Raw genomic sequence first — 24,320 nt, 5'->3', positions numbered from 1 at the left:
GTCTGGTGGTTATTTCGGGAGGGTGTCGCAACGATCCTTGGCGCCCATGATCCAGCCATAGAAGTAATCAGCAATCACCTTCCCGCCCGTGGTCGGCACCGGGTGAATCTTGTCCGGGCCAATCATTGCCGCCGCGTAGCGTTTAACGTCCGGCCCGAACGCACACTGAAGATTGGCGTACCCCAGATGCTGCTCCCGCGCCCACGGTTCAAGCACCTGCGCATACGCCGACATCGGGTAAGCGCTGGAGCGTGTGGTGTCCTGGCGCATGATCAAGTTAATGCTCGCCTGCGGCTGAATTTCGCGGAGCATGCCCACCAGACCCTGAACATTCTGCAAGTACTGTGCGGGCTTCACGCCAAAACCCTGATCGTTACCGCCGAGCATGATCAAGTAAACATCAGCCGGGATCTTCGACACGGCAGCTTTCCACTGCACTTGCCATTGCGGGTCCTTGTGATAGAAGTCCGCAGAGGCCGCGCCGGAGGCCGCCAGTTTCGAGACGCGAACGCCGTTCTGATCGTTGCTCATCCACACGCCGAATAACGTCGGTGCGCCCTTTACCACTTCCAGTTTGAAGGACCAGTCTTTCGCTGCCGAGAGACCTGTCAGCGGTACTTCCTGAACGCCAGAACCTTGAAGTTTCAACGGTTGCCATTCTTGTGCGGGCGTCCAGCGGTAGCGGATTTCGCTGGATTCGCCATTACCCAGATAAAGAAGTTTCGCCTGAGTGACAGCGGTATCGATGCGCGGCGTCGGACTCGCATCCACTTGCAACCATGCACCGGGCCGGCCTGTCACCGTGCGGCTGTCCGGGCTGGCTTGCCCCAGGTTTGAAACCTTCCAGTCGCCGCCAAAGTATTTGTCACTGCTGCGGGTGTATTTGAAATGTGTGCCGCCCAGCGCCGCGCCGTGGTTGAAACCGACATAACCCGGCCCGGCAAAACCCACCTCCCCGGCCACGCGCTGCACCAGTTTGTTCAGGTAGAAATCCTGCCCGGCGCTGTAGCTGTCGCCGATCACCGAGACCGACAACACCTTGCCCGCATTGCCTTCACGCCACTGCGCAAAACGCTCGCGGGCATCGCCTACCTGAACCACCGACGCTGCCACGGGTTGCGCGTCATCTACTGCCAACATGCAAAATTTCCTTCAGTCTGGAATGGCCCACTGAATGCTTGGGTGTACAGAGATCAACTGTAGGCCTTCGCCTGCTCGCGATAGCGGTCTATCCAATACAAATGCATTGACTGACACAACGCTATCGCGAGCAGACGAAGGCCTACATTTATCGCGGTCATCCGCTAAATCTGTGTACACCAAGAAAATTTGTGGGAGTGAGCCTGCTCGCGAAGCTTTTAGCTGTTTTGCGTCTGCACCACAGGGACGATGGGCGCCACCGGTTTCTTCTTCGCCACGCGCTCGCCGAGGAACAGCACCGAAGTGAAATTGAACCGACTGAAAACCATCGACAACACCACCGGCCCCAGCAAGCCAAAGCTCAGCCCACCGAGCACCAGCAAGCTCTCATCCTTCACCCCCAACCGCCCCAGCACAAATCGCGACGTCGCCGCGAACAACACATGAAACAGGAAAATCGCATAGGAATAACCGCCCAACCAGGTGAGCGCCTTCGAACGCATGTCACTCGACAGCAACGCGATACAAGACACACAACCCACGGTCAGACCGATCAGACTGCGACGATCGACTATCAACTCACGATCAATCGCCGCGACGTACAGCAACGTCAACGAGATCAACACAAACACCAACGGCCCGATCACCTTGAAGCGCTGTTTCAACGCGTCGACGTTCTCCTGGCCAATCATCCCCGCCACGAAAAACGGCAGCAGGTAAATCGCGCCGTTGATCCCGAACGCATCGAACTTGAACGGCGGCAACAGAAATAACACAGCCGCAAACGCAAACAACCCATACAACCGCGTCGCCGAACGCAACATCCCGCGCCACTCCAGCAGCCCGACGAACATGAAAATGATGAACACCGCCTGCAAGAACCAGAAGTGGTTGATCGGCACCCAGAACGACAACAACGCGTCGATCACGCCGACGTCCTTGTTCACCCCCGGCCCGACAGCCTGCAACACCGAGAACGGCACGCCGACGCAAAACAGCGGCACGATCAAGCGCCGCACCTTGCCGCTGAAGAACGCGGAAAAGTCATTGCCACGGATTTTGTAGATCGAATAGATGTACCCGGAAATAAACGTGAACAACGGCATGCGCACGTACACCATCGAATCGGCGATCACCCGGAACGGCGAGCCGATGTCGATCTTCAACCCGCCACCCAACGGCCCGATGACGTGATAGAGCACCAGCAACAGGCACGCCAGGCCACGCAGGGTTTCAATCTCCAGGGACTTTTTCTTGCTCGACATAAAGCACCTGCCTCAATTCAGAATTCTTGATTCAACCTGCACCGGTTTGTTCGCCCGCAGCATCAAGCCCAGGCCAACGAACAACACCGGCACCACCATCGAGAAGTGCCGGGCGAAGGAGCCGAAGTCCGGCTCGAACAGGCCTTGCACCAGCAGAAACGCCAGCGGGATCGCGATCAGTTCCTTGGGTTTGGTCTGGATCGGCGCGCCTTTGTAATCGGTCGAGGTGATGACTTTGAACAGCAGCAACGCGGTCATGATCATCAACGCGACAAAGATCACCTGCCCCGGCCCGGACAGCAGAATCAGTTCCACCGGGAACGACAGCCGGAAGAAGATGATCATCGAGTCCAGCGCCTGCGAAACGAAATCGCTGCCCGTCAGCCACGAGACGATCAACGATTTCGAGCCCTCCTCGCCCGCCGTGCGCAGTTCGTTGTTACTGGCGCGAATCGACGACACCGGAAAGCCCAGAGCGAGCTGAATCGACATCGCCACCGCGAGGTAGAACAAAAACAACATCAGGAAAAACGTCGTGCGCGACACGTACTTTTTCATCACGCAGACGCCAACCCACGACAGCGAAAACAGAATCCAGTACGGCCGGATCAGCACGCCGTAAATCACCGCCGAGAGAAAGAAGCCGCCGCGATATTTGCGCGTCAGCGAGCTGAGCAGAATGCTCAACACCGCCACTGACACAATGATTTCCTTGGTCAGGTTCTCCAGGAAGAACGAGCGCACAATCCCCCACAGACACAGGGTGCCGAAGATCGCCAACGGCATGCGCCGAAACACCACCACCGGGATCGCCGTGAGGAAAAAATTACAGAACATGCCGTAGGCCCAGGCATTGGTCAGGTTGATCCCGGTGGGCCGCAGCAGGAACGCCGAACACTCGTAGGACGAGCGATCGGGCGAGAATGGGTTCCAGAAATTGCAGTTGTCGGCGCGGGCGTAGGAGGACCACAAGGTCATCGCATCGGGGCCCGGATCACGGGGGATCAGCAGCGGCATCGCCACCGAGAGAAACAGCCCGGTGAAGAGGATCAGGAACGAGACATACGAATCGAGTCGCTTGCCGCGAAACTCGATGCACGGCAGTTTCAGGCCCATGACAACGCAGCCTTTTTCGCACCGGTTGCGCGGGTCAGCACGGCAATCACCACGAGCTGCACGATGATCGCGAAGACGTTGCCCCACGCCGCGCCGTAGATCGAATAGTGCTTGATCAACAGATAGCTGACCGGCACCGAAATCAACAAGCAAATGGCAGCGCTTGCCAGTGACACCCGACTGTTTTTCGAGGCAATCAGACCGCCCCAGACGATGTCGCCAATCGCACGCAAGGCGAAGGAGAAAATCAGCACGCCGAGGATTGCATTGTCCGGACGCGGCACGCTGGTGGCGACGTAATCGAGCACCACGTTGAAGAACACATAGATCGCCACCGCCACCGCCGCCGACACCAGCAGCGAGCGCATCACCCACTTGTTAATGAACAGTTGCTTGACCGTGAACGCCTGCTGATCGGCCTGAAACCGCTTGGCCAACACCGGAATCCCGACCACCGCCACCACCGCGTACGACAACGCCTGCAAAGTGTTCGCCGCCGACCATGCGTACACGTATTTACCGAGGCTGGCATAAGGTTCCAGATCGATGATCAGAAAGCGCTCGGCGTACTGACTCAATGCGATCAATCCAGTGCCGAGGTAAAACGGCAACCCGGCCTTCCACACCGTGGCCGTGGCCAACGTGCCGGCGACTCGTCCCTTGTGCACGTTCACCACGATCAGGTAACCGGCGATGATCACCAGCACGTTGGCGGCGACCCACAACCACAACACACTGGCGATTCCCGCGACCCAACCGAGCATCATCCCGCCCACGGCCAACACGGCCCAGAGGCCGGTCTTGATGAAAAATAGCAGCGCGCCCGCCGTGGCTTTCTGCGCGGAAAACACGAACGAGTTGATCTCGAACGACAGGTGTTCGGTAAGCAACACCAGCGTCACACAAAGGATCAGCGCGGCACCCGCTTCAACTGTCTGGAACAGTGAATAGATCAGCACTGTCGCTACCGACAACAACAGCCCCACCGCCAGATACAGCAACAGGACCTTGTCGACCACGCGGCGCGAACTGCCGCCGACGCTGATCAACCGATTGATCTCGGAACTGAAACCGACGCTGTAGAACTTCGACGCAATCAGCGACGCTGCGACCACCACGCCGTAAAAACCCAGCGCCTCATACCCGAGGTAATGGGTGATCGCCAACACCAGCAAAAACTTCGCGCCCAAGGCTCCGCCGCGAAGCAGCAGCCGAAATATCATCGAATGACACCCTTGATGATGTCGTCCATGGCCACGGTTTTCGCTTCGATTTCACGGCAAGTGTCGGTCAGGCGCTTGCCGAAATTCGACAACGCATTCGGCGCGTAAACCGTGTCGATGATGGTGTCGACATTGATGTCGCCGCCGTTGATCACCCAGTCGTCCACGCCCATGTCCTGATAGGCGCCGAAGCCTTTGCGCTCGTAGCTGATGTGGTACGCCGGCACGCCGGAAAGCAGCGATTCGATGGCGCCGTGCAGACGCACGGAAATCACCAGGTCCGGTTGGTATTTGGCAATCGTCGCTTTCAACGACAACAAGTCTTCGGTGATGCCCAGTTCGCGATAGAACGCACCGTCATCGTTACCGCGCACCGCGCTCTGTACCGCACAGACGACTTTGCTTTTGTTCTTCAGGCGCTGCAGCAGCAACTTCAAGTTGGCCACGTAAGCGACCTTTTTTTCCTTGCTCCACTCCGGCGGCTTGCGCAGCACCACGCAGACCGTGGCTGGCGACGACGCGCAGCGGGTGAACTTCGCTTGCTGAAGGATTTTGCTCGCCAGCGACTGCACCGCCAGATCCGGTGCGCGGTAGACGTTGGCGCAGGCATCGAAAATCGCCGAGGAGCGGTTGTCACGCACGAACACCGCGTCGGCGCTGGCGTAGTGCTCGACGATCTTGCTGCTTTCGCCATGGAACGGGCCAATGCTTTGCGGCAGGTACACCGACGGCACTTTGCTGAGAATCGCGGTTTCCAGTTGCTTGGCGTGGCCAAGTTTCAGCTTGATGTGTTCGAAGGCACTTTTCGAGCGCATGTAGCCGCCACCGACGCCGACAATCAGGTCGGTTTTCTTCAGCAGATCCGCCAGCCCCGCATAGGACTGATTAAGGAACACCGCTTGCTTGACCCGACCCAAACCCTTGGCCGCCATCACCGGCGCATCGAAACGCGGGTGCGGCAGATAGCTGAAAGAGTCCGGATCGGACGCTACCACACTGATCGCGGTGTCTTCGCCAAAGTTGCGTTGCACCAGGGCGATGGCCAGATCGACGAGCAGGCCGTCACCGGAGTTGGACGCACTGTAGCCATGCAGAATCGTTACGTTCATATGCTTGAGTTCTACTTAAAAAGTGGGAGCGCGATACAGGTCGTAGGTCTGACGAATCATCAACGCGGCGCTGAAACGCTCGCGGACGATGCTCCGTCCTTGGTTGCCGAGATCGAGCAGGCGAGGCTTCTGGATAATCGTCAGCACATCGGCCAGCGCCTGGTGATCACCGGACGGAAAGACGTAGCCAGACACTTCGTTGGTGACCAGTTCAGGCAGTGACGTGCAATTGCTGGCGATTACCGGCAAGCCCATGGCCATGCCTTCCAGCGGCACCATGGCGAAACCTTCCCAGCGGCTCGGCACGATCAGCGCATCGGATTGTTGATACAGCGCCTGCACTTCGCTCGGGGTGACCCAAGGCAGGTACTCGACGCCGTCCATCGGTGGGCACTCGACCGCGTCCTCGTTGACGGCACTGCCGACCACGGTCAGCTTCATGTCGCTGCGCTGCACCTTGGCGTAAGCCTTGAGCAGCACATCGAAGCCCTTTTGATAGTCGAGGCGGCCAACGAACAGCAGCTGAATCGGCTCGTTGCCAACCGCTTTCTGTGCGTCTTCCTTGCGATGAATGCCGTTGTAGATCAGCGTCATGCGCTTGCGCTCGATACCGAAGCGCGCGGCTTTGTCGAGTTCGTACTGGCTGACGCAAATGATCACGTCGGTGACTTTCTGCAGCACCCGCTCGATCCACGCATAGACTTTCTGCTTGGTCGGCGAGCTTTCCATCAAGAATGAAAACGCGTGCGGGCAGTAGACGATTTTCGGCTTGCGCCACGGTCGCAACAGCACACACACGCACCGGCCGATCACCCCGGAAAAGGTGCTGTGCAAATGCACCACATCGGGTTTTTCCTTGAGCATTACCTGAGTCAGGCGCCAGGCAAAACGCAGCAACGACGGTACATTGCGCCCGGTGCGGGGAAAGGTGCGGATCTGCTGCGCGCCGATGCCGTGCAACTCTTTGGCCTGATCCTCCGGAACCAGATACACCAGCTCGTAGTTCGCCGCATCGCCTTCAGGCGAAGCCGAAATCGTCCGGATCACCGTCGCGACGCCACCTTTGATCGTCTCTGCCACGTGCAGTATTTTTTTCACAAATCACCCACTTCAAAGAGGAAAAAACAGTCGCTGACAGTCAGGATTTGTCGGACGCGTATTCGTAGTTGTAATAGCCGTAGCCGCCATTGCCGTAGTAGCTGGCGGCGCGCTTCTCGACGCCGTTGAACACCGCGCCTTTCAACTCGATACCGTTCTGCGCGAAGCGGCGAATGGTCAGTTCAATCTCTTTGGCCGGGTTCACCCCGAAGCGCGTAACGATCAGGCTGATCCCCGCTTCACGACCGACAATCGCCGCATCGGTCACCGCCAGCAGCGGCGGCGTATCGATGATCACCAGGTCGTAGCGCTCGCTCAGTTCCGCCAGCAGCTCGCGGAAGTTGGCGTGCATCAACAGCTCGGACGGATTCGGTGGCACCTGGCCACGGCTGATGAAGTGCAGGTTGTCGATTTCGACTTTGTTGATCGCCTGATCGATGCTGCAGCGCTTGACCAGCAGGTCGGACAAACCGTTGGTGATCGGCGTGTTGAGGGTTTTGTGCAGGTGACCTTTGCGCATGTCGGCATCGATCAGCACCACGCGCTGACCGCTCAACGCCATGACCGCGGCGAGGTTGGACGAGACGAAGGTCTTGCCGACCTGCGGGCTCGGCCCGGAAATCATGATGCGGTTGTTGGTCGAATCGAGCCCGGCGAAGTGCAGGCAGGTGCGCAGGCTGCGGATCGATTCGATCGACAGATCCGTCGGGTTACGCAGGGCCAACAGGTACGCCGGCTTGTCGACACCATCGCGGGCGCGGCCTTTTTTGTTGTCTTCTTCATCCTGCAAGGCGCTGTACGGAATCGACGCGTACACCGGCAAGCCGAGTTGCTCGATAGCTTCCGGGCCTTCGAGGCCACGGCTCAAGGATTTGCGCAGCAGCACCAGCGCTACACCAACGAAGGCACCGAGGAATGTGGCGATGATAACGATCAGCGCTTTTTTCGGTTTGACCGGGCTGGTCAGGTCGACATCCGCCGCATCGACCAGACGCACATTACCCACGGCGCCGGCGCGGACGATGTCCAGCTCCTGGGATTTGTTCAGCAACTGCGTGTAGATCTGCGAGGCCACTTCGACATCGCGGGTCAGGTTGAGCAGCTCTTGTTGCGTGGCAGGCAGATCGCCGACTTTGCCTTCCAGCGACTTCTGTTGCTGGGTCAATTCGCCGATCTGGCTCATCAACGCGCGATAGGCCGGGTGCTGTTTGGTGAACTTGCGGTCCATCTCCGCTTGCTGCATTTTCAGCTCGGAAATCCGCGTTTCCAGCGCCACCGACTGACCGAGCACCGACTGGGTTTCCAGCGAGATGTTCACGGTTTTGCCGTGAGTCTGATAGGCGTTCAGCGCATCGCTGGCCTTGGCCAGATCACGCTTGACCTGCGGCAGCTGGCTTTGCAGGAAAGCCAGACTTTGCGCCGCTTCCGCCGAGGTGCGGCGCACGTTCTGATCGACGTAAAGCGCGGCGATCTTGTTGAGGATCTTCACTGCCTCAGCGGCGTCGCTGCTGGCCAGCGCCAGTTTGATAATCCCCGATTCCTTGCCCTGCTCGGAGATATCCAGCGCGTCCTGATAGCCCTGAATGGTCACGATTCGCGGGTTGCGCACCACCTCGAAACGCGTGCCAGGGTTGGCCAGCAGCTGGGTGATCTGCCCTTCTACGCCGTCCTGCGCGAAGGCTTCGCCGGCGATGCCTTCGACCAGCAGGTTGTCGTTGTCATCGAGTAACTGGAAGTGCTTCTGCTCACCGGCGATCAGGGTGAGCTTCTTGCCGAGCAGTTCTTTCGGCAGATTGAGCCGGGCAAACTCCAGACGCTCGCCGCCCCAGGCGTAACTGTTCAGGCCGAAACGCGGCGCAGCAACGCTGGTTTCGGTCTCACCGCGATAACGCCGGGCGAGAAAGCCGCCAATCATCGGGAAGGTGTTGGGGGTGACATCGATGTCCAGACGCAGGTCGTCGACGGTTTTGCCGATCACCGCGCGGGATTTGATGATGCCGATTTCGGTCACCGACGGCGATTGCCCACCGAGCATGCTGTTGAGGTCGGAGAAGCCGAGCATGTCGTTCTTCTTCGGCTCGACCTGCACCAGCGCATTGGCCAGGTACACGGGCGTGGCCAACACTGCGTAGGCCACGCCGGTGACCATGAAGGCGCCGGTGAGCGCGCCGATCAACCATTTCTGGTCGATCAAACTGCCGAATATGCCGAGAAGATCAATACTGTCTTGATCATTGTCGCGGGTGCCGATGACGGACGGTAACTGCATAAGTCTGTTCTTACCATTCATTGATCTGAAGAATATTCATCAACGCGCGAGGCGTTGTGCCCATGAGCTGACAGCATCTTCAATCAATGCATGGGCATGAATAAAAGCGGCCTTGCCTTGACGATACGGATCTTGTATTTCGCGCTCGCTCTGCCACTTGCCGAGCAGAAATACTTTGCCCCTCGCATGAGAGGCAATCTTCAATACTTGATTAACATGCTGTTTTTCCATGACCAGAATCAGGTCTGAGTCATTGACGATGTCCGCGGTCAATTGCCGTGCCGTGAAGCCTTCGGCGCTATGCCCATGGTCTTCGAGCACCTGCCGTGCGGAAGTTTCGACGCCCTCGCCCACCCGCGCCGACAGGCCTGCGGAGGAAACGGTGATCGCTGAAGGCGCTAGCGCGTTGCGCAGCATCAGTTCTGCCGTCGGACTTCGGCATATGTTGCCCACGCAAACAACAAGGATCTTTCTGAACAAGGTTTTACTTTCCTGTGTAATGTCAAACGGCCAACATCCCGAGAGCAATTGAATGAACCCTCAAGATCTTCCTGCACTCAGAAATAGATTCGCCCTGTTAGTACTGGAGCATTAAGTACCACAGCGTCTAAAAGTCCCCCAACCACAATTAGCGGACTAAAAATAACTGTGATTTTCGGCTGTTTTATTTCCGACAAAAAATAACATTCGCGCACTAAGTGCCATCATCTTGTTCGAAAACCGAGTAACGAGATCAATATTCGTAGTTGTCACTTCTCTTCGGGAGAGCAGACATGAAATCAACACATCTCAAACGACTCGGCGCGCTGGCGCTGATGACACTGGGTGCAACGACCGCGCTGCACGCCAGCGAAACGTTCCCCAACCTTCCGGCGAAGAACATCGGTGTTCAGGTGAAGATTCAGAACTTCACGGCTGCGGACGCCGCGCAGATCAAATCGGCCGGCTTCGGTTTTGTTCGCTTCGGCGTGTGGAGCGACAGCCTGACGGCCAAGGCTTATCAGCAACAAGTCAGCGATGCTTTTGCGGCGGCCAGATCCGCCGGGCTGCCGGTTCTGCTGACGGTTCGCGCCATCAAACCGTTGCCCGCCGGGTCTTCCGCCGATCTGGCCACGGCCGGTGAAGGCTTTGCCAAAGCGGTGACCGGATTGCAACAGTCGTACAGCACACAACTGGTCGCGATCGAACTATGGAATGAACCCGATCTGGAAACCTATTGGCCGACAGGCAAGTTCGACACCACGTTTGTGCCGTTCATGAGTGCGGTGTGCAAGACGCTGCAAGGACAACCGCAATCGACGCCGGTGGTTGGGTACGGTTTCGCCCGGCCACCCAGCGCAGGCTCGGCTTCAACCGTGGCGCTGAACCGCATTGTCAGCGAATACCCCAAATGCCTTAACGCCGTGTCCTATCACCCCTACGGCATGACAGCCACGCAGATCAGCAACGCACAAAACTTCATTCAGCAGAACTTCCATCTGCCGGGGGTCATCAGTGAATGGGGCATCTCGGCGCTCGCCTCCAATGGCGGGCCTGAAGGGCAAGCGAGCAAGATCAACGCGTTTATTGGCGATGTTAAAAAGCTCAATATTCCGCTGACCTCCATTTACGAATGGAAGAACAGTGATTCGGGCAGTAACGACCGCGAGAAGAACTTCGGCCTGCTGACCTCTGACGGCCAGCCAAAACCGGCGCGAATGTCGGTCGAAACCCTGTTGAATGCCCAGTAGCGCATACACAACCGACCTGTACGCAGGTCGGTTGCTTTGAACCTGTTGGCTGTTTTGGCATCGTATTCATCGATACCGCGCCCCGCCTTTCAAACAATCGTTTTCAGGTTGTTGCCGCAGGGGCCATCGATACACGCACCTACCCTTGAGTGGCCGTCAGCGCTCGGGTAATGTCATCAGACCCATAGGACAGAGCACGCCCATGACTTCCAAGCTGGAACAACTCAAACAAATGACCACCGTTGTTGCCGACACCGGCGACTTCGAAGCGATCGCCCGAGTCAAACCGGTCGACGCCACCACCAACCCTTCCCTGCTGCTCAAAGCTGCGGCCATTCCCGCTTATGCCGAATTGCTGAACGCTTGCGTCAGCGACTGCAAGGGCGATGTCGGCCTGGCCAGCGACCGTTTCGGCGTCGCGGTCGGCCAGGAAATTCTCAAAGTCATTCCGGGCCGTATCTCCACTGAAGTGGATGCGCGCCTTTCGTTCGACAAGGACGCCGTGCTGAAACGCGCGCATCGCTTGATCGAGCTGTACGACAAGGCCGGCATTGGCCGTGATCGCGTACTGATCAAGATCGCCTCGACCTGGGAAGGCATTCGCGCCGCCGAAGTGCTGGAGAAGGAAGGCATCCAGACCAACCTGACCCTGCTGTTCTCCTTCGCTCAGGCGGCCGCTTGCGCCGACGCTGGCGTGTTCCTGATTTCGCCATTCGTGGGCCGCATCTACGACTGGTACAAGAAGGCCAACGGCAACGACTACACCGGCGCCGATGATCCGGGCGTGCAGTCGGTCACCCGCATCTACAACTACTACAAGTCCAATGACTACAAGACCGTGGTCATGGGCGCGAGCTTCCGTAACCTCAATCAGATCGAGCAACTGGCCGGCTGTGACCGTCTGACCATCAGCCCGGACCTGATCGATAAGCTGGCAGCCGACACCGGCAAGCTGGAGCGCAAACTGGCCCCGGGCAACGCCGGTGAAGCCCGTCTGAGCCTCAACGAAGCGCAATTCCGCTGGTTGTCCAACGAAGACGCAATGGCCACCGAGAAACTGGCCGAGGGCATCCGTCAGTTTGCCCGCGACCAGGAGAAGCTTGAGGCGCTGTTGCAGGCCAAGCTGTGATTTGAGTGGGTGAAATGCAAAAAGGGCGAACCCGTTAAGGTTCGCCCTTTTTTATTCAGTCAGCCATGGAAAATGTAACAGTCTGATCTGACGCCTTCGCGAGCAAGCTCGCTCCCACAAGGGGATTTGTGAACGACGCTGATCCAGTGTGGGAGCGAGCTTGCTCGCGAAGGGGCCAGCCCAGACAACATCACTTCATGAGATCAATGCCGCTCGAGGGCATTCACCAGATCATGGAACGCTTCACGATTGGAGTCGTTGAGGCCCATGAGGATCTTGTGCGCTTCGAGCACCTTGATCCGTACCACTTCTTCCGACTGGTCCTGATCTGGCAGGTCGTCCAGGCACTCCGGGCATGGCACCGGGTGGTTGACGATGTTGAACACCTGCTCGAACCCCATCGACTGCAGCAGACGGGTGATGTCTTCGTGGGTGGTGACGACAGTCGGCAGCAGGCCGACCTTCTGCCGCGACAGGATCGACAGTTTGGCCAGCAGGCCCAACGTCGTGCTGTCGATGCTGCGGGTTTCGGTCAAATCGATCACGATCGCGTTGAAATTCAGCGCGGTGAAGATTTTCTCAATAGTCGCATCCAACGCCGAACACAGGGTCAGGCGAACTTCACCGACGAATTTCAGGACGAAAGTGCCGTCCTGCTCGGCGAACTGGATTCTACCGGTACTCATTAAAGATTCCTGCTCAACACCAACAGGGCGATATCATCCGGCATCTCCCCTAGCGTGGCCAATCCAAACACTTGCCGCAGACCATCCAGGCTGCCGCCCGCCGACTTCACCCGTTGAGGCAAAGCGGCTTCTTTTTCCTTGAGCGTAGGTTCTGGCAAAAGATCCAGAATGCCATCCGACATCAGCGTCAGGCTGAACGTCGGCGGCAGCTCAAGCACGTGATCTTCGTAGGTGGCTTCATTGAAGAGGCCCACCGGCAGACCACGCCCTTCGAGATAACGAACACTGTCAGGCGTGTACAACACAGGCAACGGCAGATGGCCGCCGATGCTATAGGTCAACAAACCGGTCTCCTCGTCGATGACTCCACCGACCATTGTGACGTGTTTACCCAGCTTACAACTGATCAGCCCCCGGTTGATATGACCAAGGACTTCGGAAGGCTTGAATTCCGGCAAGGTGCCGTTGCGCTTGGATTCGAACAGCAAGCGTGTGGTCATGAACTTCAGCAGCACGGTGACGAAGGCTGAAGAGGCGCCATGACCGGATACATCCGCCAGATAAAACGCGACCCGGCGCTCGTCGACACGGAAATAGTCGACAAAATCACCCGACAGGTACAACGACGGGATGATCTGGTGGGCAAACTTGAACTCGTCGATGCTCCACGGGCTTTCCGGCAGCATGTTCATCTGCACCTGGCGACCGGCGTTCTGGTCTTCCTGGAGCAGGTTCAGGCTGGCCTCGAGCTCGCGGTTGGCCTTTTCCAGCTTCTCGCGGTAGCGCTGGTTTTCCAGCAGCAGGCGCGCACGATCCAGGGCCCGGCGCACAGAGTGCTCGAGCACAGCCAGATCTTCGAGAGGCTTGATCAGGTAATCCGCCGCGCCCAGGCGCAAAGCCTCGACCGCGTCGTTCATCACGCCGGCACCCGACACCACGATCACTGGCGTCTGCGGCGACCGCTCGGTGACCTGACGGATCAGTTCGAGACCGCCCATCTGCGGCATGCGCAGATCGCAGATGACCAGGTCGGGCGTGTCTTGCTCGAATACCTGAAGACCCTGCTGGCCATTGCTGGCCTGCAGGACGCTGAAACCACTGTCTTCCAAATAGGCCGCGAGGCTCGCGCGCACTACTTCGTCATCATCGATTATCAGCAGCGTGGCACTGGTTTTTGGCATGTGGGCAAACGGCGCCAGAATTAGGTTGGCGTAGTTGGCGAGGCATTTGGCCCTGCGCAGACTACTGGATTCGCTTTCTAGCCTCTCTGCTGCACCGCTTTCGAGCATTGGCTGCAAACGCGGTTACACCAGAGGTGCCCTTCTAAGGCGCAGACGGTACTCCCATCCGCAGAGCGTTTCAAGCATGCGCCGATGGTCGCTTGACGACTTTACTTGTCAAATCACCGAGAGTTATAAGAACAGCTCAAACCGTAACCCAATGGAAGGACGAAGCCATGAGTCAAACCGGTCGGGACTACAGCGAAAAGCGCGATTTCATCCGCATGCGGGTCGATGCCGATGTCGTGTTGATTCATGAAGGGGATGAGGTTTCAGGCGTTTGCATCGACCTCTCCAGCAGTGGCATGCAGGTCGAAGCGCCGCGCCAGTTCGCAGTCGGCGACCGTTTGAGCGTGCGTATCGACTCCGATCACGCCGCACTCAGCGGCCTTGAGGCCGACACTGAAGTAGTCTGGATCAGACCGCAGGATGGTGGCGGTCAGAAGCTCGGCCTGACCATCCTGAAGATGAAATAGCTACACACAAAAAAGGCGACCCTGAGGTCGCCTTTGTTTTTACCGGTCGAGATTAAAAATCGTCTTCGACCTGGCCATCCTTCACCTTGAACTCGCGGTTCTGTAAGTAGGCATTGCGGATGAAGGTGTACTTGTCGCCACTGATCAGCTTCTCGCTCGACAGCAGGCTGGCGCGGGTGTCGACGATGTTCAGACCAAAGATCGAGTTACGCACCGGCACATCGTTGATGTAGCGATACATACCGGTGTAGCTGTCGACGTACTTCGAAGGCGCATCACGCAAGGTGCTTGGGCCCATCAGCGGCAGCATCACGTACGGACCACTGCCCACGCCCCAGTAACCAAGAGTCTGACCGAAGTCTTCATCACTGCGATTCAAGCCCATCTTGGTGCCGACATCGAAGAAACCGAGCAGACCGAAGGTGGTGTTGAAAATCAGGCGGGCGGTGTCGACACCCGCAGCAGCCGGTTTTGCCTGCAGGATGTTGTTGGCAAGGTTGGTGACGTCACCGACGTTGCGGAACATGTTGTGGATGCCGTCTTCAAGGAACTGCGGCGTAACGAACTCATAGCCCTGCGCCAATGGCTTCAGCGCGTAAGTGTCAACAAAGTCGTTGAACTGGAAAATCGGGCGGTTGACGCTTTCCCAAGGGTCTTCTTCCGTTGCGGCCTGAGTGGCGAACGGCGCCAGCAACAGGCCGGCACATACACTTAGCTGAGCGAGCGGATAGCTCCAGCGCATAGAAAAACTCCTTGGATGTGTACTGTCGCGGACATCGGGGCCCGGGCATTAAGGCCGCTAGTATAAGCGCAAAAGCCCGTTTGGGCAGTCAGCCAATTGTGCAAAGTTGTAGGACGCCTCCCACACCGCGTTTCACATAGCCGTCACGCAACTGTCACTTGGAATGACTAGCCTTAACGCTATTTCAGGGACGCTGCCATGACTCATGCCGAAACCTTGCCCGTCGCCGCGTCCAGCCTGACGGCCGTACTGTTTGGACTCAGCGGTTGTCTGGTGGATTTCGGTGCTCGCGCCCGCCAACAGGCGATCGCCCTGCCCGAGCATGCCGAAGCCACACCGGGCGCGCTCGACAGTCTGCACAATTTGCAGCGCCAGCAGATTCCCTGCGCCTGGCTGGATGAACTGCCCCCTGCCCTCGCCCAATCGTTGTCGGCCTCACTGCCGGCGTCGATCAAACCTGCGCAACATTCGGCAACACTCAATCCGTGGCCTGCGCCAAATGCCTGCTGGCAAGCCTTGATGGACTTGAACGTCGCCAGTCTGGACGGTTGCGTGCTGGTCAGCGGTGAGCCGCGTCTGCTGCAGGCCGGCCTGAATGCCGGGCTGTGGACCATCGGCCTCGCTTCCTGCGGTTCGCTGTGCGGCTTGGCGCCGGAGGAATGGCAAGCCTTGAGCCAGAAACAACGCGAACAACTGCGTGGCAAGGCCACTGTGAAGTTATTCGGCCTGGGCGTGCACTCGGTGATCGATCATCTGGGCGAACTCGACACTTGTCTGGCCGACATCAACCTGCGCCGCCTCAAAGGCGAAAAGCCCTGATCGGGATCATGCAGGTTTGCCGGGAGTGGATTAATCTAAAGGTCAGCCATAGACCTTTGGCGCGCGGCTGCGGTCAATGCCAGTGCCTATTGATAAAAGGAAACCACCATGCCCGCCCAAGAACTGCAAAAACAGCTCGATACCCTGCGCGAGCAGCTGGAGCAGAATCCGCCGCTGTCGGAAGCCGAGCGTGAGGATTTGCATGCGCTGATGGCGCAGATTGAACTGGAACTTGAACTCGAAACCAAGACCAAAGATTCGAACATTGCCGACGGCGTGAATCTGGCCGTTGAACGCTTTGAAGTTGCCCATCCCACCATCGCGGGCACCCTGCGCAACATTGTGCAGTCGCTGGTCAGCATGGGAATTTAAGATTTTCGAAATACAAAAAAGCCCTGCCATCACTGGCAGGGCTTTTTCATTTCCGGACTTGAAACTCAGTCCCTGTGGGAGCGAGCTTGCTCGCGAAGGCGTCGTGTCAGTCGACATCTTCCTTGAATGACACACCGTATTCGCGAGCAAGCTCGCTCCCACATTGGATATCGCACATTCTGGAACTTTATTGACGCACGAGGCGGTGGTTCGGCAGCTGTACGTTTTCGGTGCTGCGATACGGATTGATATCCAGACCACCGCGACGCACGTAGCGCGCAAACACCGTGAGTTTCTCCGGTTTCAGCAAGCGCTGCAGATCAAGAAAGATCCGCTCCACACACTGCTCATGGAAGTCCGAGTGCTGACGGAAGCTGACGATATATTCCAGCAAGCTCGCGTGATCCAGCGCCGAACCACGGTACTCCACCACCACGCTGCCCCAGTCTGGCTGGCTGGTCACCGGGCAATTGGATTTGAGCAGATGGCTGTGCACGCTCTCTTCAACAATCCGCGAATCATCGCAACGCAGCAGTTCCGGGCGCGGATGCTCATAGTTGCTGACGCTGATATCCAGATCGTCGATGCACAGGCCCGGCAACGCCACAACACCTTCCGCTTCCACGTCTTTCAGACTTCGAACCCGCACTCCCACCGGTTTGCCGGCAGCGGCCGACAAATCCTTGACCAGCGTCGCTTCCAATGCGGCAACGTCGGCAAACGCCGTCTGGTTCAGCGAATTCAAATACAGCTTGAACGACTTCGATTCGATGATGTTCGGCGAATCCGCCGGAATGCTGAATTCGCCGATCGCCACCACCGGCTTACCCGACGGCAGCAGCCACGACAGTTCAAAGCAGTTCCAGAAATCCACACCTTTATACGGTAGGGTTTCGGCGGTCAGGCCCAACTCAGCCCATTTCGCGGTGCGCGGAATCGGGAACAGCAGGGACGGTGTGTACGTGGCGATGTATTCGCTGGATTTGCCCAGCGGCGAATGTTCGGCTGCGGGATGCATGGCGGAAACCTGACTGAATAATCAGCGGATTCTACCAGCCTTTGCCCGCGCCTTTGAGTGCTTACTGACTGACAGTCAGTTTGCCGACCATACCCGCCTGATAATGCCCGGGAATATTGCAGGCAAATTCCAGACTGGTGGCCTTGCTGAAGGTCCAGGTCAGTTCGGCTGTCTTGCCCGGTTCGACCAGCACACTGTTCGGGTCGTCATGCTTCATGCCATGGCCCATCGCGGCGTGATCCATGCCGGCCATGTCGTGGGACATTTCCTTCATGCCGGTAGGCGTAAGCATGCCGCTTTGCTGCATCTGCAACATTTCCTGCTGGTGTTTGGCGTGCATCGACGCGTCACCGAGGTTGAATTCGTGCAACAACTGGCCTTTATTCACCAGCACAAAGCGAACGGTCTCACCGGCCTTGATCTGAATGGTCTTGGGATCGAACGACATGTCGTTCAACACCACCTCAATGCTGCGCGTGGCTTTGGCGGCCGGTGCAGGCTGGCCAAAATCGTAAGTGTGTGCCGGCGCGGCCCACACTGGCGAACTCAGCGCCAACAGGCAGGCAGCCAACGTCAGGGATTGGCGTAAAAACATGGTCGTTCTCCAACAAGATAAGGTTCAGCCTGTGGGAAACTCTAGCCGGCCTGCGCTGGCATCTAGCTGACAGGCAGATTACAACTTTGTCAGGTTGGCGCTTGCCGCGTGCTCTCACGGTATAAAGCTTTCAATCGAATCCCCCCGAATAACCCGAGTCGCCCATGAAACTGTTGATCGTCGAAGACCAAGCGAAAACCGGCCAATACCTGCGCCAGGGCCTGACCGAGGCCGGGTTCAATACGGAACTGGTGGCCGACGGCAACAGCGGTCAGCAACTGGCACTGACCGGTGATTATGCGCTGTTGATCCTCGACGTGATGCTGCCCGGTCGCAGTGGCTGGCAGATTCTGCAAGCGGTGCGCAGTGCCGGGCTGGATACGCCGGTACTTTTTCTCACGGCCAAAGACGCCGTGGAAGACAGGGTTCACGGCCTCGAACTGGGCGCTGATGATTATCTGGTCAAACCCTTCGCCTTCTCCGAGTTACTGGCGCGGGTGCGCAGTCTATTGCGTCGTGGCAGCGCCACGCCGCAGGAAACCAGTCTGCAAATGGCCGATTTGCGTCTGGATCTGATTCGCCGCCGGGTCGAACGCAGTGGCCAACGCATTGATCTCACCGCCAAGGAATTCGCGCTATTGGAAATGCTCCTCCGCCGTCAGGGTGAGGTGCTGCCAAAATCGCTGATCGCCTCACAAGTCTGGGACATGAACTTCGACAGCGACACCAATGTCATCGAAGTGGCAATCCGCCGTTTGCGCCTGAAGATCGACGACGAATTCCCCAACAAACTGATCCACACCGTGCGCGGCATGGGTTACGTGCTCGAAGAGCGTGGCGCCTGATGCGTCGGTTGTCCCTGAGTTCGCGCCTGGCCTTGTTGTTTGCCGCGTGCACCGCCGTGGTTTCACTGTTCGCCGGCGTGTTGTTCGACCGCGCCAGCGAGGCGCACTTCATCGAACTCGACCAACAGCAACTGGACGGTAAGCTGATTGGCCTGCGCCGCGCCTTGCAGGATGTTCAACCCGCTCAACGTGAGGCGCGGCTGGCGGATGAGCTGAGTCGTCAGGCCGATCTGTCGCTGCGCATTACCGGCACTGACGGCCAGCGCTGGTATGACAGTTCGACGCAAATCCCCAAGGATTTGCCGCAACAATCCGGCCTGTCGACCATAAGCCATGACGGCACCGATTACCGCGTGCTTAACGCCCAGCTCTACCCGGACAAAGCCGATTCACCGCAACTGTCCTTGTTGCTGGACATCACCCATCACCAACACTTCCTGCAACGCATGCAGCATTTGATCTGGCTGACCGTCGGCCTCTCGGCGCTGGCCACCGCTTTGCTCGGTGCCTGGGCCGCACGCAGCGGCTTGCGTCCGTTGCGGCGCATGAGCGCGGTAGCGCGTGGGATTTCCGCACAATCGCTCAACGCCCGACTGCCGGAAGCGCAAATGCCACCCGAGCTTGCGGAAATGGCCCACAGCTTCAACGCCATGCTCGCACGCCTCGACGACTCGTTTCAGCGGCTCTCGGCGTTTTCCGCCGACATCGCCCATGAACTGCGCACACCGCTGTCGAACCTGCTCACTCACACCCAAGTCACCCTCACCCGCCCACGGCCGATCGAGGATTACCGCGAAGCACTGCACAGCAACCTCGAAGAGCTGCAATGGATGGCGCAACTGGTCAACGACATGTTGTATCTGGCCAAGGCTGACCATGGCTTGCTGATGCCCAAGCGTGAACCGCTGGAGCTGGCGGATGAGAGCGACGTGTTGCTGGAATTTTTTGCACCATTGGCGGAGGACGCCGGGGTCAAACTGAGCCGCGCGGGCAATGCGCGGATTGAAGGTGACCGCAGTATGTTGCGCCGGGCCTTGTCGAATTTGCTGGATAACGCGCTGCGCTTTACCCCGATTGAGGGTTATGTGAGCTTGCGGATCGTTGATCAACCGAACGCCGTGGGCATTTCAGTCGAGAACAGTGGCGAAGGGATTTCTGCAGAGTTGTTGCCGCGGCTGTTTGACCGGTTTTACCGGGCCGATCCGGCGCGGCAGGAAGGCAGCAGTGAGCATGCGGGGTTGGGGCTGGCGATTACTCAATCCATCGTCCGTGCCCACGGTGGGCAGATTCGTTGCGAATCGGAGGCGAAATGGACGCGGTTTGTGATTGAGCTGCCCAAGCAGAATTGAGGCCAGCCATTCAGGCCCCTTCGCGAGCAAGCTCGCTCCCACAGGTATCGAGTTGAATCACAATTGGTGAACGACCCAAAACCCTGTGGGAGCGAGCTTGCTCGCGAAGACGGACTTGAAACTCAGGAATATCTCAGCGCATGAGCCGGCTCGATCTTCGCCGCCCGCCACGCCGGATACACCGTCGCCAAAAAGCTCAGAATAAAGCCCGCCGAGCAGATCAACAGCACATCCCCACCCTGCAATTCCGACGGCAGATTGCTGACGAAATACACGTCCGAGCTGAAAATATGCTGCCCGCTCACACGCTCGACCCAGCCGACCAACTCACTGACATTCAGCGCGGCGATCACGCCCAACACACCGCCAATGATGGTGCCGACAATCCCGATCACCGTGCCTTGCACCATGAAGATCGCCATGATCTGCCGTGGCGTGGCGCCGATGGTGCGCAGGATGGCGATGTCCGCACCCTTGTCGTTCACCACCATGATCAGGGTCGCGATGATATTGAACGCCGCCACCGCGACGATCATCAGCAACAACAGGCCGATCATGGTTTTTTCCATTTTCATCGCGCTGAACAGGCTGCCCTGGGTGTGGGTCCAGTCATCAGCCTTGAAATCGGCGCCCAGGCCGGCGGCGATATCCGAGGAGACTTTCGGTGCGGCGTACAGGTCTTTCACCGCCAGACGCACGCTCTGTACCTGATTCGGCTCCCAGTGCTGCATGGTTGCGGCGTCAGCCACATGGATCAGGCCCATCGAGCCGTCCAGTTCAGCGCCAACCTTGAACACGCCGACCACGTTCAGACGCTGCATACGCGGGGTGATGCCACCCGGTGCGGTGCTGACTTCCGGCACGATCAGGGTGATTTTGTCGCCGACGTTGAGGCGGAAGCGTCGCGCGGTGATTTCACCAATCACCACGCCAAACTCGCCCGGTTTCAAGGCATCAAGACGACCCTGCACAATGTGCTGGGCAACAATCGACACTTTGCCTTCCTGCGCCGGATCAACGCCGCTGATCTGGATCGGCTGCATCAGGCCCTTGTAGGACAGCATGCCTTCCATCTCAGTGAACGGCACGGCCGCAGTCACTTCAGGATTCTTCATCGCGGCAGCAGCCACAGGCTGCCAGTCATCAATAGGCTTGACGCCAACGATGGTCGCGTGCGGCACCATGCCGAGGATGCGCGAGCTCATTTCGCGCTGGAAGCCGTTCATCACCGACAACACCACGATCATCGCCAGCACGCCGAGGGCGAGGCCGATCATCGAGGTCATCGAAATGAACGAAACAAAGCGATTGCGGCGCTTGGCGCGGGTATAGCGCGTGCCGATAAAGATCGATAACGGTCTGAACATTCGCTGGGGCACCGTATAAAAATAAAAGACCCGACGCCGTTTCCGGCGTCGGGTTTCAGCCAATCAGATAGGCGTGAGGCGACCTTCTTGCAGGTGCAGTACGCGATCCATCTGGCGGGCCAGGTTCATGTCGTGGGTCACCACCAGGAACGCCGTGCGCATCGAGGTGCTGAGTTCCAGCATCAAATCCTGAATGCCTTGCGCGGTGTGGGAGTCGAGGTTGCCGGTTGGCTCATCGAGCATCACCAGACCCGGCTTGTTCACCAAAGCACGGGCGATGGCCACACGTTGACGTTCACCACCGGACAGTTCCGCCGGTTTGTGCTCCAGGCGATGACCGAGGCCGACGCGCTCCAGCAGTGCCGTGGCACGCTGACGGGCTTCCGGAATCGGTGTCTTGCCGATCAGCAGCGGCATGCAGACGTTTTCCAGCGCAGTGAATTCCGGCAGCAAGTGGTGGAACTGGTAGACGAAACCGAGCGAACGGTTACGCAGCAGGCCACGTTTCTTCTCGCTCAGCGCCGACAGTTCTTCACCGTCGAGCCAGACGCTGCCCTTGGTTGGCGTATCGAGGCCGCCGAGCAGGTTGAGCAAAGTACTTTTGCCCGAACCCGAAGTGCCGACGATCGCGACACGCTCGCCCGGGTGCAACTCCAGTTGCAGGCCGGCGAGTACTTCTACCGATTCCGGGCCTTCCTCGTAGGATTTGCCCAGGTTGCGGCAGCTCAAGATTGCTTGTTCACTCATGCCCGACTCACTCATAACGTAGCGCCTCCGCCGGCTGGGTGCGCGCGGCACGCCAGGCGGGATACAGGGTGGCGAGGAAACTCAGAACCAACGCCGCCGCACAGACCATGACCACATCCTGGCTCTGCACCTGCGACGGAAGATAATCAATGAAATACACGTCAGCATTAAGGAATTTGTGGCCGATCAGGCCTTCCAGTGCCGAAATCGCCGCGCTGACGTTAAGCGCGGCGAGAATCCCGAGCACCGCGCCAATCGCCGTACCGACCACGCCGATCACCGTGCCTTGCACCATGAACGTGCGCATGATCGTGCCCGGCGTCGCGCCCAAGGTGCGCAAAATGGCGATGTCGCCCTTCTTGTCGTTGACCACCATCACCAGCGTGGAAATGATGTTGAACGCTGCGACGGCGACGATCAGCAGCAACAGCAGGCCGATCATGGCTTTTTCCATACGGATTGCCTGATACAGATTGCCGTGGGTGCGCGTCCAGTCACGGGCGTAGTAATGGTCTTCGCCGAGTTGCTGGGCAATGTTCCATGCCACACGCGGCGCCTGGAACAGGTCGTCGAACTTCAGGCGGATGCCCTGCACCTGATCAGGCTTCCAGCGGTGCATCTTCGCCAGATCCTGCAGGTTGGTCACACCCAGATAACCATCGAGCTCGCCGGCGCCGACATGGAAAATGCCCACAACGGTGAAGCGCTTCATGCGCGGGAACATCCCGGCCGGGGTCACACTGACCTCCGGCGCAACAAAGGTGACTTTGTCACCGATGCCCACGCCGAGCTTGGTCGCGGCCTTGTCGCCAATCACGATACCGAAGCTGCCCGGCGTCAGATCGTCGAGTTTGCCCTGCTTCATGAAGTTGTCGATGATCGACACATTGCGCTCGAGCGCAGGGTCGATGGCGTTGAGCAACACCTTGGACACCTGACCGTTATTGGTCAGCAGGCCCTGCATTTGCGTGAACGGCGCTACCGCCGTCACCTGCGGGTTCTGTTTGACCTGGGTCGCCAGGCTTTGCCAATCGTTGATCGGCTCAGTGGATTCAATGGTCGCGTGGGGCACCATGCCCAGCACGCGGGTGCGCATCTCATGATCGAAGCCATTCATCACCGACAGCACGACGATCATCACGACCACGCCAAGGGCGAGCCCGATCATCGAAGTCAGGGAAATGAATGACACAAAATGATTGCGACGCTTTGCACGGGTATAACGCGTGCCGATAAATACGAAGAGAGGTCTGAACATGTCGGGGCTTGTTCGGAGGGAAAAGGAACGTCCTTGTGGCGGGGGTCGATAACCAGCTTTACACTCAGACCACCGCCGCTACCATGGGTTCGCCATGTCGACATTAGATGAAGAAGATCGCCGCGAATACTACCGTATCGAGGACACGATCGCACTGGAAATTCGGCCCCTGTCCGCTCCCGAAGCCGCAGGCCAGGAAGTGTTGCAGGATGCTTCCCCACTCTTCAATCTGCTCAGCGAACTGCACCTGAGCGAATTCGAGTCGCAGCACTTGTTGCGCCAGATCAGCGAGCGCGATCGGGCCATCGCCGCGTTCCTGAAATCCCAGAACAAGCGCATTGACCTGCTCAGTCAGGTGGTCGCCCTGACCGTGCTCGGCCATATCGGCGAGCCGCAACCGGTGATCATCTCCGAGGGTGGAATCGACTTTCAGTACCCGACGCCGATTGCCACTGGCGCACACCTGTCGGTGAAACTGGTATTGATGCCGCAAGCGCTGGGCCTGCTGCTGCGCGCCCGCGTCACCCATTGCGACCGCAAGGGCGAGGGTTATGACGTCGGCACCGAGTTCGAACACTTGACCGATGCCCAGCGCCAGTTGCTCGCCCGCTATATCTTGCAGAAGCAGGCTCAGGAACGACGTCTGGCCCGCGAACAGAACGAATCAGGCATTTAATTTAAGGAAGA

24 protein-coding genes are annotated in these 24,320 nt (G+C 58.4%); 8 read left to right on the top strand and 16 right to left on the bottom strand.

The window, feature by feature from the left end; all coding sequences use genetic code 11:
- Positions 1 to 9: 9 nt before the first annotated feature.
- From GTU76_RS26470 to GTU76_RS26435, 8 genes are all read right to left on the bottom strand, one after another.
- Entirely contained in the window at positions 10 to 1,140 is a 1,131-nt protein-coding gene (locus GTU76_RS26470) for an SGNH/GDSL hydrolase family protein (RefSeq protein ID WP_180699971.1), read from the bottom strand.
- A 218-nt stretch (positions 1,141 to 1,358) separates the two neighbouring features.
- Positions 1,359 to 2,405 (bottom strand): acyltransferase family protein, encoded by a 1,047-nt coding sequence (locus GTU76_RS26465; protein WP_016986716.1) that lies wholly within the window; start codon positions 2,403 to 2,405, stop codon positions 1,359 to 1,361.
- A gap of 12 nt (positions 2,406 to 2,417) precedes the next feature.
- Complete coding sequence (locus GTU76_RS26460) at positions 2,418 to 3,521, bottom strand: hypothetical protein (protein WP_064117878.1); 1,104 nt, start codon at positions 3,519 to 3,521, stop codon at positions 2,418 to 2,420.
- Positions 3,512 to 4,744 carry an MATE family efflux transporter gene (locus GTU76_RS26455; RefSeq protein WP_180699970.1) on the bottom strand — a complete coding sequence of 411 codons (1,233 nt, stop codon included), beginning with the start codon at positions 4,742 to 4,744 and terminating at the stop codon, positions 3,512 to 3,514. Before GTU76_RS26455 ends, GTU76_RS26460 begins: the two co-directional genes overlap by 10 nt.
- Entirely contained in the window at positions 4,741 to 5,853 is a 1,113-nt protein-coding gene (locus GTU76_RS26450) for a polysaccharide pyruvyl transferase family protein (RefSeq protein ID WP_016986719.1), read from the bottom strand. Before GTU76_RS26450 ends, GTU76_RS26455 begins: the two co-directional genes overlap by 4 nt.
- A gap of 15 nt (positions 5,854 to 5,868) precedes the next feature.
- Positions 5,869 to 6,951 carry a glycosyltransferase gene (locus GTU76_RS26445; protein WP_175553687.1) on the bottom strand — a complete coding sequence of 361 codons (1,083 nt, stop codon included), beginning with the start codon at positions 6,949 to 6,951 and terminating at the stop codon, positions 5,869 to 5,871.
- A gap of 40 nt (positions 6,952 to 6,991) precedes the next feature.
- A complete protein-coding gene (locus GTU76_RS26440; RefSeq protein WP_180699969.1) occupies positions 6,992 to 9,220 on the bottom strand; it encodes a polysaccharide biosynthesis tyrosine autokinase in 2,229 nt (742 codons plus the stop codon).
- Between the two features lie 39 nt (positions 9,221 to 9,259).
- On the bottom strand, positions 9,260 to 9,700 hold the full coding sequence (locus tag GTU76_RS26435; protein WP_180699968.1) for a low molecular weight protein-tyrosine-phosphatase: 441 nt from the start codon (positions 9,698 to 9,700) through the stop codon (positions 9,260 to 9,262).
- A 293-nt stretch (positions 9,701 to 9,993) separates the two neighbouring features.
- Here GTU76_RS26435 and GTU76_RS26430 point away from each other — a divergent pair, with 293 nt between their 5' ends.
- Both GTU76_RS26430 and tal read left to right on the top strand, forming a co-directional pair.
- On the top strand, positions 9,994 to 10,950 hold the full coding sequence (locus tag GTU76_RS26430; protein ID WP_180699967.1) for a cellulase family glycosylhydrolase: 957 nt from the start codon (positions 9,994 to 9,996) through the stop codon (positions 10,948 to 10,950).
- 202 nt (positions 10,951 to 11,152) lie between these two features.
- Positions 11,153 to 12,079, top strand: coding sequence for a transaldolase (tal, locus tag GTU76_RS26425; RefSeq protein WP_180699966.1), 927 nt, complete (start codon positions 11,153 to 11,155; stop codon positions 12,077 to 12,079).
- Positions 12,080 to 12,282: 203 nt separating this feature from the next.
- Here the strand turns inward: tal and rssC are convergent, their stop codons facing one another.
- Together rssC and rssB are read right to left on the bottom strand one after the other, a co-directional pair.
- The gene (gene rssC, locus GTU76_RS26420) at positions 12,283 to 12,765 is read right to left on the bottom strand and encodes an anti-sigma factor antagonist RssC (protein WP_003226553.1); all 483 of its coding nucleotides are present in this window, start codon (positions 12,763 to 12,765) and stop codon (positions 12,283 to 12,285) included.
- Positions 12,765 to 13,946, bottom strand: a complete 1,182-nt coding sequence (gene rssB / locus GTU76_RS26415) for a two-component system response regulator RssB (protein WP_016986724.1) — start codon at positions 13,944 to 13,946, stop codon at positions 12,765 to 12,767. The genes rssC and rssB overlap by 1 nt, the downstream gene beginning before the upstream one ends.
- A 275-nt stretch (positions 13,947 to 14,221) precedes the next feature.
- Between rssB and GTU76_RS26410 the strand changes: the two genes are divergently transcribed.
- A complete protein-coding gene (locus GTU76_RS26410; RefSeq protein ID WP_016986725.1) occupies positions 14,222 to 14,521 on the top strand; it encodes a PilZ domain-containing protein in 300 nt (99 codons plus the stop codon).
- Between the two features lie 52 nt (positions 14,522 to 14,573).
- On the opposite strand, the gene GTU76_RS26405 is transcribed toward GTU76_RS26410, so the two are convergent.
- Positions 14,574 to 15,263: an MlaA family lipoprotein gene (locus GTU76_RS26405; RefSeq protein ID WP_064117869.1), complete on the bottom strand. Its 690-nt coding sequence runs from the start codon at positions 15,261 to 15,263 to the stop codon at positions 14,574 to 14,576.
- Positions 15,264 to 15,461: 198 nt separating this feature from the next.
- Here GTU76_RS26405 and pcrP point away from each other — a divergent pair, with 198 nt between their 5' ends.
- Together pcrP and GTU76_RS26395 are read left to right on the top strand one after the other, a co-directional pair.
- A complete protein-coding gene (gene pcrP / locus GTU76_RS26400; RefSeq protein WP_180699965.1) occupies positions 15,462 to 16,082 on the top strand; it encodes an HAD superfamily inactivated hydrolase PcrP in 621 nt (206 codons plus the stop codon).
- Between the two features lie 108 nt (positions 16,083 to 16,190).
- Positions 16,191 to 16,454 carry a DUF4404 family protein gene (locus tag GTU76_RS26395; protein WP_180699964.1) on the top strand — a complete coding sequence of 88 codons (264 nt, stop codon included), beginning with the start codon at positions 16,191 to 16,193 and terminating at the stop codon, positions 16,452 to 16,454.
- Positions 16,455 to 16,641: 187 nt separating this feature from the next.
- Here the strand turns inward: GTU76_RS26395 and queF are convergent, their stop codons facing one another.
- Positions 16,642 to 17,472, bottom strand: a complete 831-nt coding sequence (queF, locus tag GTU76_RS26390; RefSeq protein ID WP_016986729.1) for an NADPH-dependent 7-cyano-7-deazaguanine reductase QueF — start codon at positions 17,470 to 17,472, stop codon at positions 16,642 to 16,644.
- A 61-nt stretch (positions 17,473 to 17,533) separates the two neighbouring features.
- Positions 17,534 to 18,067 carry a copper-resistant cuproprotein CopI gene (gene copI / locus GTU76_RS26385; RefSeq protein ID WP_180699963.1) on the bottom strand — a complete coding sequence of 178 codons (534 nt, stop codon included), beginning with the start codon at positions 18,065 to 18,067 and terminating at the stop codon, positions 17,534 to 17,536.
- A 164-nt stretch (positions 18,068 to 18,231) separates the two neighbouring features.
- Between copI and GTU76_RS26380 the strand changes: the two genes are divergently transcribed.
- On the top strand, positions 18,232 to 18,912 hold the full coding sequence (locus tag GTU76_RS26380; RefSeq protein ID WP_016986731.1) for a heavy metal response regulator transcription factor: 681 nt from the start codon (positions 18,232 to 18,234) through the stop codon (positions 18,910 to 18,912).
- Positions 18,912 to 20,261, top strand: coding sequence for a heavy metal sensor histidine kinase (locus GTU76_RS26375; RefSeq protein WP_180699962.1), 1,350 nt, complete (start codon positions 18,912 to 18,914; stop codon positions 20,259 to 20,261). The genes GTU76_RS26380 and GTU76_RS26375 overlap by 1 nt, the downstream gene beginning before the upstream one ends.
- Before the next feature lie 122 nt (positions 20,262 to 20,383).
- Here GTU76_RS26375 and GTU76_RS26370 read toward each other — a convergent pair whose 3' ends face one another.
- The 3 genes from GTU76_RS26370 to GTU76_RS26360 form a co-directional block, all read right to left on the bottom strand.
- Positions 20,384 to 21,628, bottom strand: coding sequence for a lipoprotein-releasing ABC transporter permease subunit (locus GTU76_RS26370; RefSeq protein WP_016986733.1), 1,245 nt, complete (start codon positions 21,626 to 21,628; stop codon positions 20,384 to 20,386).
- 63 nt (positions 21,629 to 21,691) lie between these two features.
- On the bottom strand, positions 21,692 to 22,390 hold the full coding sequence (lolD, locus tag GTU76_RS26365) for a lipoprotein-releasing ABC transporter ATP-binding protein LolD (RefSeq protein WP_016986734.1): 699 nt from the start codon (positions 22,388 to 22,390) through the stop codon (positions 21,692 to 21,694).
- Positions 22,383 to 23,633 carry a lipoprotein-releasing ABC transporter permease subunit gene (locus tag GTU76_RS26360; protein ID WP_077573829.1) on the bottom strand — a complete coding sequence of 417 codons (1,251 nt, stop codon included), beginning with the start codon at positions 23,631 to 23,633 and terminating at the stop codon, positions 22,383 to 22,385. The genes lolD and GTU76_RS26360 overlap by 8 nt, the downstream gene beginning before the upstream one ends.
- A gap of 94 nt (positions 23,634 to 23,727) precedes the next feature.
- Here GTU76_RS26360 and GTU76_RS26355 point away from each other — a divergent pair, with 94 nt between their 5' ends.
- Positions 23,728 to 24,309: a PilZ domain-containing protein gene (locus tag GTU76_RS26355; RefSeq protein WP_016986736.1), complete on the top strand. Its 582-nt coding sequence runs from the start codon at positions 23,728 to 23,730 to the stop codon at positions 24,307 to 24,309.
- The last annotated feature ends 11 nt before the right edge of the window (positions 24,310 to 24,320 follow it).

The organism is Pseudomonas crudilactis (genome assembly GCF_013433315.1).
GTDB lineage: Bacteria > Pseudomonadota > Gammaproteobacteria > Pseudomonadales > Pseudomonadaceae > Aquipseudomonas > Aquipseudomonas crudilactis.
The sequence above is the reverse complement of the archived record's forward strand: the minus strand, read 5'-3'. Positions and strand labels throughout refer to the sequence as shown.